The organism is Rubneribacter sp., from assembly GCF_965361815.1.
Map to the genome: position 1 here is coordinate 1 of NZ_CBDTNW010000187.1, position 15875 is coordinate 15875.

Genomic DNA, 15875 nt, shown 5'->3' on the forward strand with positions numbered 1-15875 from the left:
CCCGTGGCGCGCGCACGCCTCCTTGAGCGAGTTCGTGGCGTGCTCCCACATGTCGTCGGTGCCGATGGACTTCTCCGGGCGGGTGGATATCTCGGCGGAGTACTCGAATCCGAACGTGGTCATGATGTGGTCCACGAGGTCGAGGATGGCCACCACCTCGTCCACCACCTGGTCGCGCGTGCAGAACACATGCGCGTCGTCCTGGGTGAAGCCGCGCGCGCGAAGCAAGCCGTGCACAACACCGCTCATCTCGTGGCGGTACACCGTGCCGAACTCGAAGTAGCGCAGCGGCAGGTCGCGGTACGAATGCAGTTCGTTTTTGTACAGCATCACATGTCCCGGGCAGTTCATGGGCTTCACGCCGTACTCGCTCATGCGCGGGTTCTCGTCATCGCCTTCGTTGATCTCGAAGAAGTACATGTTCTCATGATAGAAGCCGTAGTGGCCCGAGGTCTTCCACACGTCGGCGTTGTAGATATGCGGGGTGATGACTTCCTCGTAGCCGCGCTCGTACAGATCGCGACGCAGCCACTCCTGCAGGGTGCGGATGACGCGCGCGCCCTTCGGCAGGTAGAGCGGCAGACCCACGCCGGCCATGGGGTCCATCATGTAGATGCCCAGCTCGCGGCCCAGCTTGCGATGGTCGCGCTTCTCAGCCTCCTCCAGGTTGCGCAGATGCTCGTCAAGCTCCTTCTGCTTGAAGAACGCCGTGCCGTAGATGCGGGTGAGCATCTCGCGCTCGGCATCGCCGCGCCAGTACGCGCCGGCCAGCTTCGTCAGCTTGAAGGCGCCCAGCTTGCCGGTGGAGGGCAGGTGCGGCCCGCGGCACAGGTCGGTGAACTTGCCGATGCGATAGGTGGTGATGACGGCGTCCTCGGGCAGATCGGCGATGAGCTCCAGCTTGAACGGCTGGTCGGCGAAGAGTTCCTCGGCCTCGGCGCGCGTGACCACGCGGCGCAGATAAGGTTCGTCGGCCTTCACGATCTCGGCCATGCGGGCCTCGATGGCGGCGAAGTCGTCCGGGGAGAGCGCGCGATCCAGCTTCACGTCGTAGTAGAAGCCGTCCTCGATGGCCGGCCCCACGCCGAACTGCACGTCGCCGTAGAGATCGACAAGCGCGGCAGCCATGACGTGGGCGGTCGAGTGGCGCAAAAGCTCCAGGCCCTCGGGCGACTTCGCGGTGACGATGGCAACCGCGTCGCCTGCGCTCACGGGCGCGGAGAGGTCGACCGGCCGGTCGTTCACGATGCCAGCCAGCGCGGCCTTCGCCAAGCCCGCGCCGATGGAGGCGGCCACGTCGGCGACGGTTGCGCCCTCGGCGACTTCTTTGGCGGAGCCGTCGGGAAGCACGATGTTCATGATGGTTCCTTTCCCGTGCCGGGCGCGCACAAAGCGCCTGCACGATTGTCTGAGGCGGGCGCCTCTGCCGCGCCCGCCGCCGGGAACGAAACAACGAAGCCGCCCCTGGATCGAGGCGGCTTCGTCGAAACGCGAAGGTGCTACTGCGCGCTCTGCTCGGACCGGGCCGAACGCGCCTGCCTCGATTGCTGGGGCGCCGCCTGCTGCGGCTGCTGAGTTCGCGTGCGCTGCTGCGGCGCGCGGCGCTGGCGGGCGCCGCCCACGGGCGTGGCGCAGTACGGGCACACGGTCCAGGTGGGATCGAGCGCATGGTTGCAGGTGCCGCAAAGGTTCTTCAGACGCTGATGGCAGTTCGGGCACAGCACGAAGTCGGCCTCCACCGGATAGCCGCAGTTCGCGCACTCGCCGTACTTCATGAGCTCGCGCTGTTTGAGCGCTATCTCCAGCTCCTGCTCGTCGCGGTCTATCTGCAGAAGCGGCGGACGAAGCAGGCAGTAGGCGATGATGCCCAGAAGCGGAACGAGCGCCACGACGGCCCATACGTACCAGTACGAGCCGCGCAGATACGCGTCGCGGACCACCCACACGATGGAGAGCACGTACAGAATGACGAGCAGAACCACGACCACCGTGAAAGCGGCTTGCAGCTCGGGCGTCCACAGCTGGGACAGCAGTTCAGTCATTTCAACCTCGTTTTCCTCGGTCGGCTCGAAGCCGGCGATCCCGCCGTCCCGCGAAGGGCCCTGAAACCGCCGCCGTGCAGCGCCGAAAACCATCTGTTGCGTGCACGCGATCAGTCATTATAGCAAAGAAGCCGCAGCCTGCACCCCCGTTCAGCCAATTTCCGCAACCGACCGGGACGGATGAGAGAGAGCTTCGTCGCTGCAAGGTCGAACGCAACACTGTTGCATCTTGAAATTCAACCTGCCGCAGGGGACGGCGTCGCGGGCGCGAAAGGGATGGCGACGGCCGCGGCGCAGCGCGAAGGGCAGCTGCGGGCGGCACGGCGGCGCGGCGTTGCGGCGCGAAGAGCGACTGCGGGCGGCGGCAGACGGCGCGGCGTTGCGGCGAAAACAGCGGACGACGAGCCGCATGGCGAGAACTCACCGAAGTCGGAAAGCCCTTCCGTCACCATCCGCCGCCGCATGAGCAAAACGCCTGATCGAAAGAGATCCGTCATCCGAAAGAGGCTCCCAGGGCCGCCCGCGCTCCCTGAAATCTTCCGACTTCGGTGATTTCTCGCCACCGGAGGGGCTTACCCCTGCCGAACCTGCCGCCGGCACAAGCCCCTCGGGCGTCAAACCTCAAAGCGTCTGAAGGGCTTGCACAGCCTGCACTAACTCGGCACTCGCGCTAGGTGCGACACAGCTTGCACTTGCCGCGACATTCAACCGAAAGAAACGCGCAGCGGACCCGCAGGCAAGTCGCGCCGCAGCGCGGCCGCGCAAAGCGAGGGCGCCGCGGGCGCACGGGAGGCAACCGCTCTGCCCGGCATGGCCGACGCGCGGGACGCGCCGCGCCCCGCGCAAGGCGGCACCGCCGTCCCCCGACACGCCCCGCGCAAGGCGGCGCGGGCGCTACCCCAGCTCCACCAGCTGCGCCTCCACGCGCGCCAGCTTGTCGGCCAGCTCGGCGTGGCGGGCCCGGTCCTTCTCCACGATCTCGGGCGCGGCTTTCGCGAGGAAGCCCGGGTTGGAAAGCTTCTTCTCCAGCTTGGCGGCGTCGGCGGCAAGCTTGCCCTGCTCCTTCTGCAAACGGGCGCGCTCGGCATCGAAGTCCACGAGGCCGGAAAGCACGATGTACACCTCAAGCCCAGGAGCCAGCGACACGCTCGACTCGGCCGGCTTCTCCGCATCCGTGGCAATGACCAGCGAGGCCGTGTTGCCCATGCCCTCGATAAGCCCGCGCTGCGCCTCCAGAAGCGCCACGTCGGCCTCCCCCGCCTTGACCGCCACGGAAAGCTCCGTCTTCGGCGAGATGCCGTAGCGGGCGCGCGTCGAGCGGATGGCCGACACCGTCTCGCACACCATGTCGATGGCGCGCTCGGCGTCCGCGTCCACGTAGCGCGCGAGCGAGGCAGCGTCGGGCCATGCGGCCACGATGAGGTGCAAAGCGGCGTCGCGATCGATGGGCAGCTGCTGGTAGATCTCCTCGGTCACGAACGGCATGATGGGGTGCAAGAGGCGCAGCGCCTGGTCGAGCACGAACACGAGGTTGCGCTGGCATACCGCGCGGTCCTCCGGCGAGCCGGCGAGGCGCGCCTTCGAGAACTCGATGTACCAGTCGCAGAACTCGTTCCAGAAAAACGAATACAGCTCGCGCGTGATCTCGCCGAACTCGAAGTTCTCAAACGCCTTGTCCACGCGCGCCACAAGGCCCGCCAACCGCGAGAAGATCCAACGGTCCACAGGCGTCGTCGGCTCGGGCGCGCCCGGCTCGTAGTCGTCGAGGTTCATCAAAACGAAGCGCGCGGCGTTGCGGATCTTGTTCGCGAAGTTGCGCGAGCTTTCCAGCTTGGCTTCGTTGAACTTGAGGTCCTGCGCGCCCGTCACCTGCATGAGCAGGCCGAAGCGCATGCCGTCGGCGCCGTAATCCTCCATGAGGCGCAGCGGGTCCACGCCGTTGCCGCGGCTTTTCGACATGGGCTTGCCGTCGGCCGCCATCACCGTGGGATGGATGATGACATGCTCGAACGGGATCTCCTTCGTGCAGTACATGGACGCCATCACCATGCGCGCCACCCACAGCCCCATGATGTCGCGGGCCGTGGACAGCACCTGCGTGGGATACGCCTGCTTCATCTGCGGCGCCTCCATGCCCTCCTCGGTCCAGCCCATCGTGGCGAACGGCCACAGCTGCGACGAGAACCACGTGTCCAGCACGTCCTCGTCCTGACGCACGGGCGCGCCGCACGCAGGGCACGCCTCCACATCCTCCACCGACGCGTCTTCCCAGCCGCATTCGTCGCAGTAGAACATGGGGATGCGATGGCCCCACCACAGCTGACGCGAGATGCACCAGTCTTTCAGGTTCGCCAGCCAGTCCAGGTAGACCTGGCTCCAACGCTCGGGGTGGAACCGGATGGAGCCGTCCTCCACCACGCGAGCCGCATCCTTCTTGAGGCCGTCCACGGCCACGAACCACTGCTCGGACTCCCACGGCTCGAGCTTCGTGTGGCAACGGTAGCAGGTCATCACGCTGTGGTCGTGCTCCTCCACCTTCTCCAGCAACCCCAGCTCGTCGAACGCGGCCACCACGGCCTCGCGCGCCTCGTCGCGGTCCATGCCGCTGAAACGCCCGTAGCCCTCCACCACGTGCGCCGTCTCGTCGAAGATGTTGATGCGCTCAAGGCCGGCCGCCTCGCCCATGGCCCAGTCGTTGGGATCGTGCGCGGGCGTCACCTTCACGCAGCCGGTGCCGAACTCGGTGTCCACATGCCAGTCGGCGAAGATGGGGATCTCCCTGTCCACAAGCGGCAGCCTCACCGTCTTGCCCACGAGGTGCGCGAACCGCTCGTCTTTGGGATTCACGGCAACGCCCGTGTCGCCGAGCATCGTCTCGGGGCGCGTCGTGGCCACCACGAGGTACTCCAGGCCGCCTTCGGGCTTGGAAAGCGGGTAGCGCAGGTACCACAGGTGCCCCTTCTCGTCCACGTACTCGGCCTCGTCGTCGGAAATGGACGTGGTGCAGTGCGGGCACCAGTTCACGATGCGCTTGCCCTTGTAGATAAGGTCGTCGTGATACCAGTCCACGAACAGCTTCCGCACGGCCTTCACGTACGCCGGCTCGAGCGTGAAGTGCTCGTCGGAATAGTCGCACGAGCAGCCCATGCCCTTGATCTGGCTCACGATGGTGGCGCCGTACTCCTTGTACCAGTCGTAGCACGCCTCGATGAACGCCTCGCGTCCAATCTCCAAACGGCTGATGCCCTGGTCGGCCAGTTTCTTGTCCACCTTCGTCTGCGTGGAGATGCCGGCATGGTCGGTGCCGAGTACCCAGCGCGTCGGGCGACCCTGCATGCGAGCGCGGCGAATGCACGTGTCCTGGATGGTGTCGTTCAAGGCGTGGCCCATGTGCAGCACGCCCGTGATGTTCGGCGGCGGGATGACGATGGTGTACGGCTGGCCGCATCCCGCGCCCAGCTCGGGCGTGCGTCGGAAGTAGCCCGCGTCCATCCACGCGTCGAATAGCGGGCGCTCATGGGCGGCGAAGTCGTAGTCGATCTTCCTGCCGCCGCTTTTGTCGTTCGTGTTGTCGGCCATGGTCTGCTCTTTCGTCGTCTTGGTCTCTCGCGTCTCCCAAACCGAAAAGCGGGCGCGCCGCCTGTGCGATCCGCCCGCTCGTATGCCCGTGGTCCCGCTGCGGCTAGGCGCTCTGCAAGCTCGCCTCGTCGCCGGCCGGAAGGGCCTCGGCCCCGCCTGCCGCCACGATGGCGGGCCTCGTCTCCCCCGCGATGTCGCTTGCGCGGATGGTCACCGCAGACGGCCCCTCCTGCTCGGGAAGGTCGTACATCACGTCCTGCAGCACGCGCTCGCAGATGGAGCGCAGGCCGCGCGCGCCCGTGCCGTGCTCGACGGCCTCGTGCGCGATGGCCGTCAGAGCCTCCGGCTCGAACGTGAGCGCGGAGTCCTCGAACTCGAACATCTTCGTGTACTGCTTCACCAACGCGTTCTTCGGCTCGGTGAGGATGCGCACCAAATCCTCCTCCGACAGCTCGGAAAGCGACGTCACCACGGGGATGCGTCCCACGAACTCGGGGATCATGCCGTACTTGTTCAGGTCCTCGGGCAGCACCTGGGCAAGCAGCTCCGCCTCGGCGTGCTTCTTCGACTCGGGCAGCTCGGCGGCGAAGCCCAGCCCGCTTTTGCCCACGCGCTCGGCGATGATGTCGGCCAGCCCCACGAACGCGCCGCCCAGGATGAACAGGATGTTCGTGGTGTCGATGTGGATGAGCTCTTGCTGGGGGTGCTTGCGGCCGCCCTGCGGGGGCACGCTGGCCTCGGTGCCCTCCACTATCTTGAGGAGCGCCTGCTGCACGCCCTCGCCCGACACGTCGCGCGTGATGGACAGGTTCTCGGCCTTGCGGGCCACCTTGTCTATCTCGTCGATGTAGATGATGCCGATCTCGGCGCGCGGAATGTCGAAGTCGGCGGCCGTGATGAGCTTGAGCAGGATGTTCTCCACGTCCTCGCCCACATAGCCCGCCTCGGTGAGCGTGGTGGCGTCAGCGATGGCGAACGGCACGCGCAGCGTGCGCGCCAGCGTCTGGGCCAGAAGCGTCTTGCCCGAACCCGTGGGGCCCAAAAGCATGATGTTGCTCTTGGCCAGCTCCACATCGCCGTCCTCGGCGTCCGCGCCTAAGCTGATGCGCTTGTAGTGGTTGTACACCGCCACCGACAACGCGCGTTTTGCCTGCTCCTGGCCCACCACGTGCTCCGAAAGCTCGGCGTAAAGCTCGTGGGGCGTGGGCAGGTCGGCCAGCACCTCGGAAGGCGCCGGCTCGGCCGCGCCTGCGGCTTCGGCCCCTTGGGACGGGCGCGCATGGCGGCCCAGGAACGCATGCGCCGGCTCCTCCTCGGCTTCCTGGCCGGAAACGGACAGCCCCAAATCGCGCATCATGGCGTCGGCGCACACCGAGATGCACTCGTCGCAGATGTAGATGCCGTTGGGACCGGAAATCATAGCGGCCACCTGCTGCGGACGCTTGCCGCAGAACGCGCAGGCTATATCGTCGGGATCCTGCCCGCCGAACCGGTCGGCTCGTCGATCGTTCATGGTCACCGCTCGTCTCCCTATTCGCCGGAACCCGACGCGATGGCGCGCGAGGTGGTGATGCGATCGACCAGGCCGTAGGCCACGGCCTCCTCGGCGGTCATGTAGTTGTCGCGCTCGGTGTCGTTCTGGATGGTCTCAAGGGTCTGGCCCGTGTTGTCCGCAAGGATCTTGTTCAGGCGGTTGCGGGTCTTCAGCATGAAGTCGGCCACGATGGCTATCTCGGTCTGCTGGCCCTGCGCGCCGCCCGAGGGCTGGTGGATGAGCACGAGCGAGTTGGGCAGGCAAAGCCTTTTGCCCTTCGCGCCGTTGGACAGCAGCACCGCCGCCATGGAGGCGCACTCGCCCAGGCAGATGGTGGACACGTCGCACTTGATGAAGTCCATCGTGTCCAAGATGGCCAGACCCGCGGTCACCGAGCCGCCCGGCGAGTTGATGTAGAGCGAGATGTCCTTGTCGGGATCAGCGCTCTCCAGGTGCAGCATCTGCGCCACCACCGAGTTGGCCACGTTGTCGTCGATGGCCTCGCCCAAAAAGATGATGCGCTCGTTGAGCAGGCGCGAGTAGATGTCGTAGCTGCGCTCGCCCCGCGGCGACTGCTCGATGACGTAGGGAATCAGAGCTGATTTCGTATCGAAGTTCATAATGCGTGCCTCGCTTGTCTCTGGGGCCGAAAAACGGCCGGATTGTGCGGATGGGTTCAGGATACCATCGCGAAGGGGTCCATCGCGCCGCCGTGCAAGGCCAGGGTACCGTACCGTTGCCTCGGCCCGCCCGGCGCGCACGTAAAATGCGCGGAATCCGGGCGGGCCGTGTCGTGCGGGCGCTATTCGGCGTCGTTGGCCGCAGCCTCGGCAGCCTCGTCCTTCTTCGCGGAGCCCTTCTTGGCGGCCGTCTTCTTGGCGGCCTTCTTGGCCGGCTTCTTGGCCTTGTCGGCCTTGGCCGGGTCGATCTCGGTCACCTTCGCGGTGTCCATGAGCTCTTTGACGGCCTTGGTGCGCAGGATGCCCTGGCGGACCATGTGGAGCTGGCCGTTCGCGCGCCACTCCTCCTCAAGGGCCGCAGGATCCTCCGCGCCGCTCTTCACGAACTCCTCGGTGACCTCCTTGCCGGTGACCTCCATGCCGAAGTGGCGCGCCCATGCGTCGAGCGCCAGGTCCTGCTTGGCCATATCGGCGGCCTGCAGCTTCACGTCGGCCTTGAACTGGTCGGGCGTCAGGCCCTGCTGCAGAAGGTACATGTCGAAGCTCATGCCCTGTGCCTGGAGCTGACGGAAGAAGTCCTGGATGAGGCTGGCCTCGTTCTGCTCGCACATGGCCTCGGGAACCTCGCCCTCGAGGCGCTCGGCGATGGCGGTCAGGCAGGCGTTCTCCTTCAGGCGCGGCAGGGCGTCGGCCTTCTGCTGGGCCACGGTCTCGGCGATGCGGGCGCGCAGGTCCGCCGCGTCCTCGAAGCCCAGCGTGTCCTTGGCCCATTCGTCGGTGACCTCGGGAAGGACCTTCTTCTTGACGACCTTGACCTCAACCTCGAAGTTGATCTTGTCGGTCTTGCCCGAAAGCGCGGACAGCATGATGGGCGGCTCGGCCGGCATGTCGAGCGTGAACGAGGCGCTCTGGCCCTTCTTCAGGCCCACCAGCTGCTCGTCGAACTCGGCCGGGAACAGGCCCGCGCCCAAACCGTAGGGGCGGCTTTCCGTCGTGAGGGAGGGGATGTCCTCGCCCTTGTCGTCGGTGGCCTTCATGGCCAGGTCGATATAGCTGTCCTCCTTCACCTTCGTGGCCGCGGCCGCGTCCTCGAAGGTGTGGTAATGCTCGCGCAGCGCCTCCACCTGCTCGTCGACCTCCGTATCGGAAGCGCCCTCGGCGGGCAGCTCGATCTCCACCGGATCGTAGCCGGACAGCGAAAGCTCCGGCTTCACGGCCACGCTGAACGAGAACGTGAAGGGCTTGCCGCCCTCCACCAGATCCGTCTCCTCGAACTCGGGTTTGGAGATGGGGTACAGGCCGCTTTCGTCGATGGCCAGAGGATAGGAGCCGTTGACGACGTCGTCGGTCACCGTGGCCCGGACGGCGTCCTTGCCCAGGGCGTTGTCGATGATCGGACGCGGGGCCTTGCCCTTGCGGAACCCGGGAAAGCTGTACCTGTTGGCGAAATCCTTGTACGTCTTCTTTATGCGGGCGTCAACGTCCCCGGCGTCGACGGTGACGGTCACCTTCGCGCGGTCGTCCTGCAGTGCCTCAACTTTTGTTTCCACGTAACTATCCTCCATCGTTGCCTTCATCGCCTCTGCGGCCCGCCGGTGCGAAACCGGCGCGGTCCCGAGCGCGGCCCCTGCGCAAGGAAACCGTGCGCCGGGCACACCGAATGGGGATTATCTCACATGTGCGGGTTTTGAGGAAGTGCGCGGCATGCGGGTTCACGAAAGAACCGATGGCCGAGGGTTCGGCCGAGGGTTCGCGCCTACTTCGCGCCTACCGAAGGGCCCTGCTCGACTCGCCGCGCCGGGCCGCAGGGTCGCCGACGAAAACGGATGGTTACGATTCCATTTGACGCTACCAATCCGAGCCGAACGGCGCTATCATGGTTCCAAACGAACCCGAAACGCAGCAGCGGAGGCCCCTATGCCCACCATCGAACTCAATCTCATGCAAGAGCGCGAGCTGGAGCGCCTCATCGACTACGAGCGCTCCACCTGCACCGTGGGCGGTGATCTGGTCTACCGCTGCGCCTTTCCCTACCGGCCCGAGGACGACCTGCAGCACGAGCTCATCGAGCGCGGCGCGCTCGTGCAGAAAAAAGACGACCGGCACGGAACCGTGGTCGCCATCACCTCCGACGGCTACTCCTACTTTCCGGCGAAGCGCGAGGCCGAGCTGGAGCTTAGGCGCAAAAGCAAGCGAGAGGCCCGGCTCGTGGCGCTGTCGGCCCTGTTCTCGCTCATCGCAGTCGTCGCAGGGTTTCTGCTCGGACGCTTCTTGTGATCTGAGGGATGCGGCGAAACCGCATGGTGCGGGCGAAAGGACTCGAACCTTCACGGGTCTCCCCACCAGAACCTAAATCTGGCGCGTCTGCCAATTCCGCCACGCCCGCACGGCGCGAACGGCGCCCCAACGAAGGCGCCAGCGACCATGATAGCAGATATTCCGCGGCGATCGCGCGATGAAGCCCGGCTCGCCGCTCCCCGCCTCCATCGAACCGCCGCAGCCGCCGCGGGGAAACGACGGGCGAATCTGTTACTATAATGCCGTTTTTCGAGAAACTGAAAGAAAGCGAGACGACAATGGAAACCCTCAAGAAGATCGGTCGGGCCTGGAATTCCATCAGCCTGATCAAGCGCATCCTCGTCGGCCTGATCATCGGCGCGGCGCTGGGCGTGTTCGTGCCCGGCAACGAGGTGGTGGAGCTTTTGGGCACCCTGTTCGTCTCAGCGCTGAAAGGCGTTGCGCCCATCTTGGTGTTCTTCCTGGTCATCAGCGCGCTCGCCAACGCCAAGACCGCAGGCTCCATGAAGACGGTGGTGGCGCTCTACATAGTGAGCACCTTCGTGGCGGCGCTCGTGGCCGTGGTGGCGAGTTTCCTGTTCCCCATCGAGCTGACGCTGACCGCCGGCGAGGTCGAGCAGTCCTCGCCAAGCGGCATCGGGGAGGTGCTGGCCACGCTCGTGTCCAACATCGTGTCCAACCCCGTGGACGCGCTCATCAACGCCAACTACATCGGCATCCTGGCTTGGGCCGTGGTGCTGGGCATCGCGCTGCGCGCCGCCTCGCAAAACACCAAGGACGTGTTCACGAGCGTCTCCGACGCCGTGTCGCAGGTGGTGCGCTGGATCATCTCGCTGGCCCCCTTCGGCATCTTGGGCTTGGTCTACACCTCCGTGGGCGAGAACGGCCTGGAGATCTTCACCGAATACGGTCAGCTTCTGCTCGTGCTGGTGGGCTGCATGCTCATCATCGCGCTGATCACGAACCCGCTTCTGGTGTTCTGGGGCATCCGCAAGAACCCTTACCCGCTCGTGCTGCGCTGCCTCAAGGACAGCGGCCTGACGGCGTTTTTCACGCGCTCCTCGGCGGCGAACATCCCCGTGAACATGGAGCTGTGCCGCAAGCTGGGGCTTGACAAGGACAACTACTCAGTGTCCATCCCGCTTGGCGCCACCATCAACATGGCCGGCGCCGCCGTCACCATCTCGGTCATGGCCATGATGGCCGCCCACACCATGGGCATCGCCATCGACCTGCCCACGGCGGTCATCCTGAGCGTGCTGGCCGCCGTGTCCGCATGCGGCGCGTCGGGCGTGGCCGGCGGGTCGCTTCTGCTCATCCCGCTCGCATGCTCGCTGTTCGGCATCGGCAACGACGTGGCGATGCAGGTGGTGGGCATAGGGTTCATCATCGGCGTCATCCAAGACTCCTGCGAGACGGCGCTCAACTCCTCCTCCGACGTGCTGTTCACCGCCACGGCGGAGTACCGCGAATGGCGCAAGCAGGGCAAGGAGGTCACGTTCGGCGCGAAGGAGTAGCGCCGCCCCGGCCAGATATTCGTCGGCAAGGAAAAGGCCCGCTCGCAATGCGAAGCGGGCCTTTTTCGCGGACGGGCGAAGAGGGGCGGGCGCCTTACGCGTCCACCACCCGCACCTCGTAGGAACCCTCGCCTTCCGTGAAGGGGGAAAGCAGGTTCTCCACGAGCGAATGGGCTTGGCTGCGCGCCTGGTCGAGCATGCCGGTCTGGTCCACCTTGCCCTCGGCGTCGCTTTGCGCCAGCTTGAGCGCTTCGGAGGTGTCTTCCCTGCTCTCCCAGTTGAACAGGGCGAACGACGAGTCGTAGAACTCGATGGAATCGGGGTCTATCTCCACTCCGAACATCTGGGGCGCGGGCAGGGTCACCGTGACCGCGTTGCCGCTCACCTCCACATGAGCCTGGGACAGGTCCACCCCGGCACGCACCTCGGCATCGTAGACCATGGAGAACGCCTTCTTGTTTATGAAGTCGATGTCGCCCTCCTCGTAGCGCACAAGGCCGCGATAATCCAGCTTGGCCGTGGCCAGCTCGCTGCAGTTCGACAACTGCTCTTGGATGGATGTGGACGAAAGCGACACGCTCGGCTGAAACGTCCTCTGAACCGCGAGCGTGCCGAACACGCCAAGCGCCACAAGGGCGACGGCCGCTGCCGCCAAGGCAATCCTTTTCATGTCTCCTCCTTTGCGCCGCGTTCCGGTTACTCGCCAAGACGGGCGAAAAAGTCCTTGCCGCGCTTCTCGATCTCCACGTCGTCGAGGTCGGCCACGTAAGAGCGCAGCTGGGTGTAGCCCAAATCACGCAGCTTGAACGTGCGGAACCGCGCGCGCACGCGCTTGCCCAGCTCCGACAACGCCACGCCCTCGGCGCCCGCCTCGCGGACAAGCTGGCGGATGAACTGCTCGGGGGTGCCGGGGCGCTCGGACTCGGATTCGGGCGACGCGGCCGGCTCGGGCGCCGCAGCGGGCTTGGCTGCGGCCTTTTCGCGCTCCTGCGCCTTCGGCTTGGCGGGCTTGCGACGGGGCTTGCGCTTCGGCGCCGCAGACTCGGCGGGCGCCGCTTCGGGCTTCGGTTCGGCTGCGGCGGCGGGCTGATCGGGTGCCGCAGGCTGCTCGGATGCGGCGGCAGGCTGATTGGACGCCGCAGGCTGCTCGGGCGCGGCGGCGGGGTCGGCCTGCGACGGCGCCTCCTCCTTCGCCTCCGCGGAGGCCTTCTTGCGCCGCGCCGCCTGCCCCCCGCGTCCGCCGCGGCGAGACTTCGGCTTCCTCTGCTCCGCGGGCGCCTCCCCGGCTTCCTGCGCCTGGGCAGGCTCGGGATCGGACGCGGACTCCGCAGGCCGCTCGGGCGCGACGGCGGAAGCGGCAGGCTGCTCGGGCGCGGCGGGCTGGTCGGCGGCAGGCGCCTGGGGCTGCGCCTTGTCCTCGGCCAGCTCCACAGTCACCGAGTTTCCCTCCTTGGTGACCACGACGCCCGGGAACTCGCCCAAAAGCTTCTTGAGCTGGTTGGTCCCGTAGCTGCGCACGTCGAAGTCGGGGTAGCGCTTGAGCAGGCGGCTGCCCACCTCTCCCAGACCGGTCGCCTTGCCGTTGTTGAGGTTGTCGGTGACGATGCTGACGACGGCCTGCTCCACGTCCTTGATGGACGGCCCCGCGCCCCCGTGGCCGCGGTCGTGCCCGTTGCCGGGCCGTCCGCCCGTGCCCTTGAGCAGCAGCTCGAGGGTGGTGAAGATGTCGCAGGCCTTGCGAAACGCCGTGGGCGTCTTCTTCTCCCCCATGCCGATGACCGTAAGGCCGCTTTCACGCAAGCGGCTGGCCAGGCGCGTGAAGTCGCTGTCGCTGGACACAATGCAGAAGCCGTCCACCGACCCGCCGTAGAGGATGTCCATGGCGTCGATGATCATGGCCGAGTCGGTGGCGTTTTTGCCCTGGGTGTAGCCAAACTGCTGGATGGGCGTGATGGAGTTCTCCAGCAGGGTGTCCTTCCATTTGGCGTGCAGCGTGAGCGTCCAGTCGCCGTAGATGCGCTTGATGGTGACGGTGCCGTACTTCGACAGCTCGTCGGTGATGGGCTTGATGTACTTGGCCGACACGTTGTCGGCGTCTATCAGCAGCGCGAAGCGGTTTTCGGACGATGCCTTGGTATCCACGTGGTGCTCCTTGGTTGTAACGGGAGCCAGCGCCGCGCGCGGCGCTGGCGCAACGGGCACATGGTACCGCAAAACCGCACATCAAAACGGAATTGGAAATCGCCTGATACAATTTGTCCATAATCCTCTTGCGCTCCACGTTCAAAATCCGTATACTTCCTCCTTGCGCCTTGGTGGGTGTAGTTCAGTTGGCTAGAACGCCAGATTGTGGCTCTGGAGGTCGTGGGTTCGAGTCCCATCATCCACCCCAGCGCGCGTTTTGAAAATGGGTCTTGCGCGTTTGTGCGGGATGCTCTAAAATGGCAAACCGCTTCGCAACGACACGCAAGCGCATATGCTCCGTTAGCTTAGTTGGTAGAGCAGGGGACTCTTAATCCCAAGGTCGAAGGTTCGAGTCCTTCACGGAGCACCATTTTGAACCGCAGGCCGCCCATAGGGCGGCTTTTTTCATGCACTGCGCGTCCCTGCGGCGCCCTCTTCGCCGCGCACGAAATCGAGAAGATCCTGTCGCGACGACACCCCCACCTTCCGATAGATGTGCAAGACATGCGTCTTCGCAGTTGAATTCGAAATGAAAAGAGCCTCGGCGATGTAAGGCACGTTGCGCCCTTTGGACAAATACTCCAACACCTCGGATTCTTTCTTTGTGAGGCCGTACCGTTCGGCGACCACCTTGCAGCGATCTTCAAGCCGGGAAGCATCCAACCGCTCCCGAAGAACGTCTTTCCGAAACAAAACAACGATGCACTTCCTCAGCAAGATGAGAATGGCGACGACGGCTAAAACCAAGATCGCCGGAAAAACGCTGAAGAACTGGTCGTAAAACGCCATCTCCGTGTTCGAGAGAACGAAAAACGCAAGCAAGGCCCCGCAGAGGCCCCCTGAAGACGAGGCGAGCATCATCGAGCAGAAGAGGCGCCGCGCATCGCAGCAGGATCGCATCTCGCCGAGCACCCTGAACAACGCGAAGCAAGTCACGAAAAACAGGATGGAGGCGCCAGCCGCCAACAACGGAAAGGGAAACGGGGTGCGGGCCGGAAGCGAGAAAAACGTGACGGCCAGCAAAACCACGAAAGCAATGCCGGGCAGCGAAACGCCCGGCCTCAAATATGCGCCCACGACAATGACCATGAGAACCAGCATGAGAACAAGGTAGGAGACAGAGGCAAGGGCGGTTCCCCCTATCTGCTCCGAAAACACGTGCGTGCCGACGAAATGGGCGGTTTTCTGCGTCCCGTTGAACTCATAGGACAAGAAAAAGCCCCCGACGAAGAAAAGCGCACGGAAAGAGGCGGGGCGGATACCGCCCGGAAGGAGAACGCGGGAGCCACCCTCCGAAGACGGCTCTGACGGCGTAGCACCTTCGTCGTTTAGACCGGGAGCCGAGTCGACCCCCTTTCCGCGGCCGCGCAAAAACCCAGCCGCGCAGAAAATCAGCATGATAGCGCATCCGCATAGCACGTTGACATCTTTCAGAAAAACAATGAGCGCCAGAAAAAACAGGAGCGCCCACGCCAGCGAGGCACAAGCGGCCACCATCGCAGAGCACGTGTCCTGTCGGAAAAAGGCGCGGAAGTTGGCGAGCGAGAAAAACAGAACTCCGCCCGCCGCCAGCGCAGACGAAAGCACGATTGCCACAGAGCTCGGAAATCCGAACAAAACGCTGCTCGCGATAACCAAGAAGGAGAACGCGGCGCACAGGTAGGCAACGAAGCGCAACGTTGACTCCGAAAGCCTTCCGAGCCGAGAGGACGTCCGGCCTGCAACAGGAAAGGCGACGCACAGGCACGCCATCATAAACGCAAAGAACAAAACGGGATCCAGCACGTTATCCGTGATCAACGAGAACGGCGCACTGTTGAGAAGGAGAACGAACCCCCAGCAAAAGAACACGGCCGACTCCAAGCTTTCCCAAACGTTTCGCCTTGCAAGGCGCGCCGCTTTGCCCAAAGCCTCCCTCGCCGCAATCATGGATCCCCTCCCTTCGATCCTGTCAGATTATAGAAAAAGACGAAGACCGCTTCAATCGAGCAATGGCCTTTTGGAAGGGGCTAGAGCGCTCAGCTCCTCCACCGTTTTGGAT

At 64.9% G+C, this 15875-nt stretch carries 11 protein-coding genes and 3 tRNA genes; 4 read left to right on the top strand and 10 right to left on the bottom strand.

Translation table 11 applies throughout. The features are described from left to right. The 6 genes from thrS to tig form a co-directional block, all read right to left on the bottom strand. The coding region (gene thrS / locus ACWKY3_RS13540; RefSeq protein ID WP_449316924.1) for a threonine--tRNA ligase at positions 1-1359 on the bottom strand (1359 nt) is incomplete at its 3' end. 140 nt (positions 1360-1499) lie between these two features. After that, positions 1500-2042, bottom strand: coding sequence for a zinc ribbon domain-containing protein (locus tag ACWKY3_RS13545; RefSeq protein WP_449316925.1), 543 nt, complete (start codon positions 2040-2042; stop codon positions 1500-1502). 894 nt (positions 2043-2936) lie between these two features. Continuing rightward, positions 2937-5621 (bottom strand): valine--tRNA ligase, encoded by a 2685-nt coding sequence (locus ACWKY3_RS13550; protein ID WP_449316926.1) that lies wholly within the window; start codon positions 5619-5621, stop codon positions 2937-2939. A gap of 103 nt (positions 5622-5724) precedes the next feature. Beyond that, the gene (clpX, locus tag ACWKY3_RS13555; protein WP_449316927.1) at positions 5725-7134 is read right to left on the bottom strand and encodes an ATP-dependent Clp protease ATP-binding subunit ClpX; all 1410 of its coding nucleotides are present in this window, start codon (positions 7132-7134) and stop codon (positions 5725-5727) included. 17 nt (positions 7135-7151) lie between these two features. After that, complete coding sequence (locus tag ACWKY3_RS13560; RefSeq protein WP_449316928.1) at positions 7152-7775, bottom strand: ATP-dependent Clp protease proteolytic subunit; 624 nt, start codon at positions 7773-7775, stop codon at positions 7152-7154. A gap of 182 nt (positions 7776-7957) precedes the next feature. Then, a complete protein-coding gene (tig, locus tag ACWKY3_RS13565; RefSeq protein ID WP_449316929.1) occupies positions 7958-9385 on the bottom strand; it encodes a trigger factor in 1428 nt (475 codons plus the stop codon). 367 nt (positions 9386-9752) lie between these two features. On the opposite strand from tig, the gene ACWKY3_RS13570 reads away from it, so the two are divergent. Beyond that, positions 9753-10112, top strand: coding sequence for a hypothetical protein (locus tag ACWKY3_RS13570; RefSeq protein WP_449316930.1), 360 nt, complete (start codon positions 9753-9755; stop codon positions 10110-10112). Positions 10113-10136: 24 nt separating this feature from the next. On the opposite strand, the gene ACWKY3_RS13575 is transcribed toward ACWKY3_RS13570, so the two are convergent. Next, positions 10137-10221, bottom strand: a tRNA-Leu gene (locus ACWKY3_RS13575). Between the two features lie 190 nt (positions 10222-10411). Here ACWKY3_RS13575 and sstT point away from each other — a divergent pair. Continuing rightward, positions 10412-11650 carry a serine/threonine transporter SstT gene (gene sstT, locus ACWKY3_RS13580; RefSeq protein ID WP_449316931.1) on the top strand — a complete coding sequence of 413 codons (1239 nt, stop codon included), beginning with the start codon at positions 10412-10414 and terminating at the stop codon, positions 11648-11650. A 94-nt stretch (positions 11651-11744) separates the two neighbouring features. Here the strand turns inward: sstT and ACWKY3_RS13585 are convergent, their stop codons facing one another. Both ACWKY3_RS13585 and ACWKY3_RS13590 read right to left on the bottom strand, forming a co-directional pair. Further along, on the bottom strand, positions 11745-12320 hold the full coding sequence (locus ACWKY3_RS13585; RefSeq protein ID WP_449316932.1) for a DUF4230 domain-containing protein: 576 nt from the start codon (positions 12318-12320) through the stop codon (positions 11745-11747). Between the two features lie 26 nt (positions 12321-12346). Next, entirely contained in the window at positions 12347-13792 is a 1446-nt protein-coding gene (locus tag ACWKY3_RS13590) for an NYN domain-containing protein (RefSeq protein WP_449316933.1), read from the bottom strand. Between the two features lie 173 nt (positions 13793-13965). Between ACWKY3_RS13590 and ACWKY3_RS13595 the strand changes: the two genes are divergently transcribed. Further along, positions 13966-14042 (top strand) — tRNA-His (locus ACWKY3_RS13595). A gap of 86 nt (positions 14043-14128) precedes the next feature. Further along, positions 14129-14204, top strand: a tRNA-Lys gene (locus ACWKY3_RS13600). A 35-nt stretch (positions 14205-14239) separates the two neighbouring features. Here ACWKY3_RS13600 and ACWKY3_RS13605 read toward each other — a convergent pair. After that, the gene (locus ACWKY3_RS13605) at positions 14240-15046 is read right to left on the bottom strand and encodes a response regulator transcription factor (protein ID WP_449316934.1); all 807 of its coding nucleotides are present in this window, start codon (positions 15044-15046) and stop codon (positions 14240-14242) included. Positions 15047-15875 lie beyond the last annotated feature (829 nt).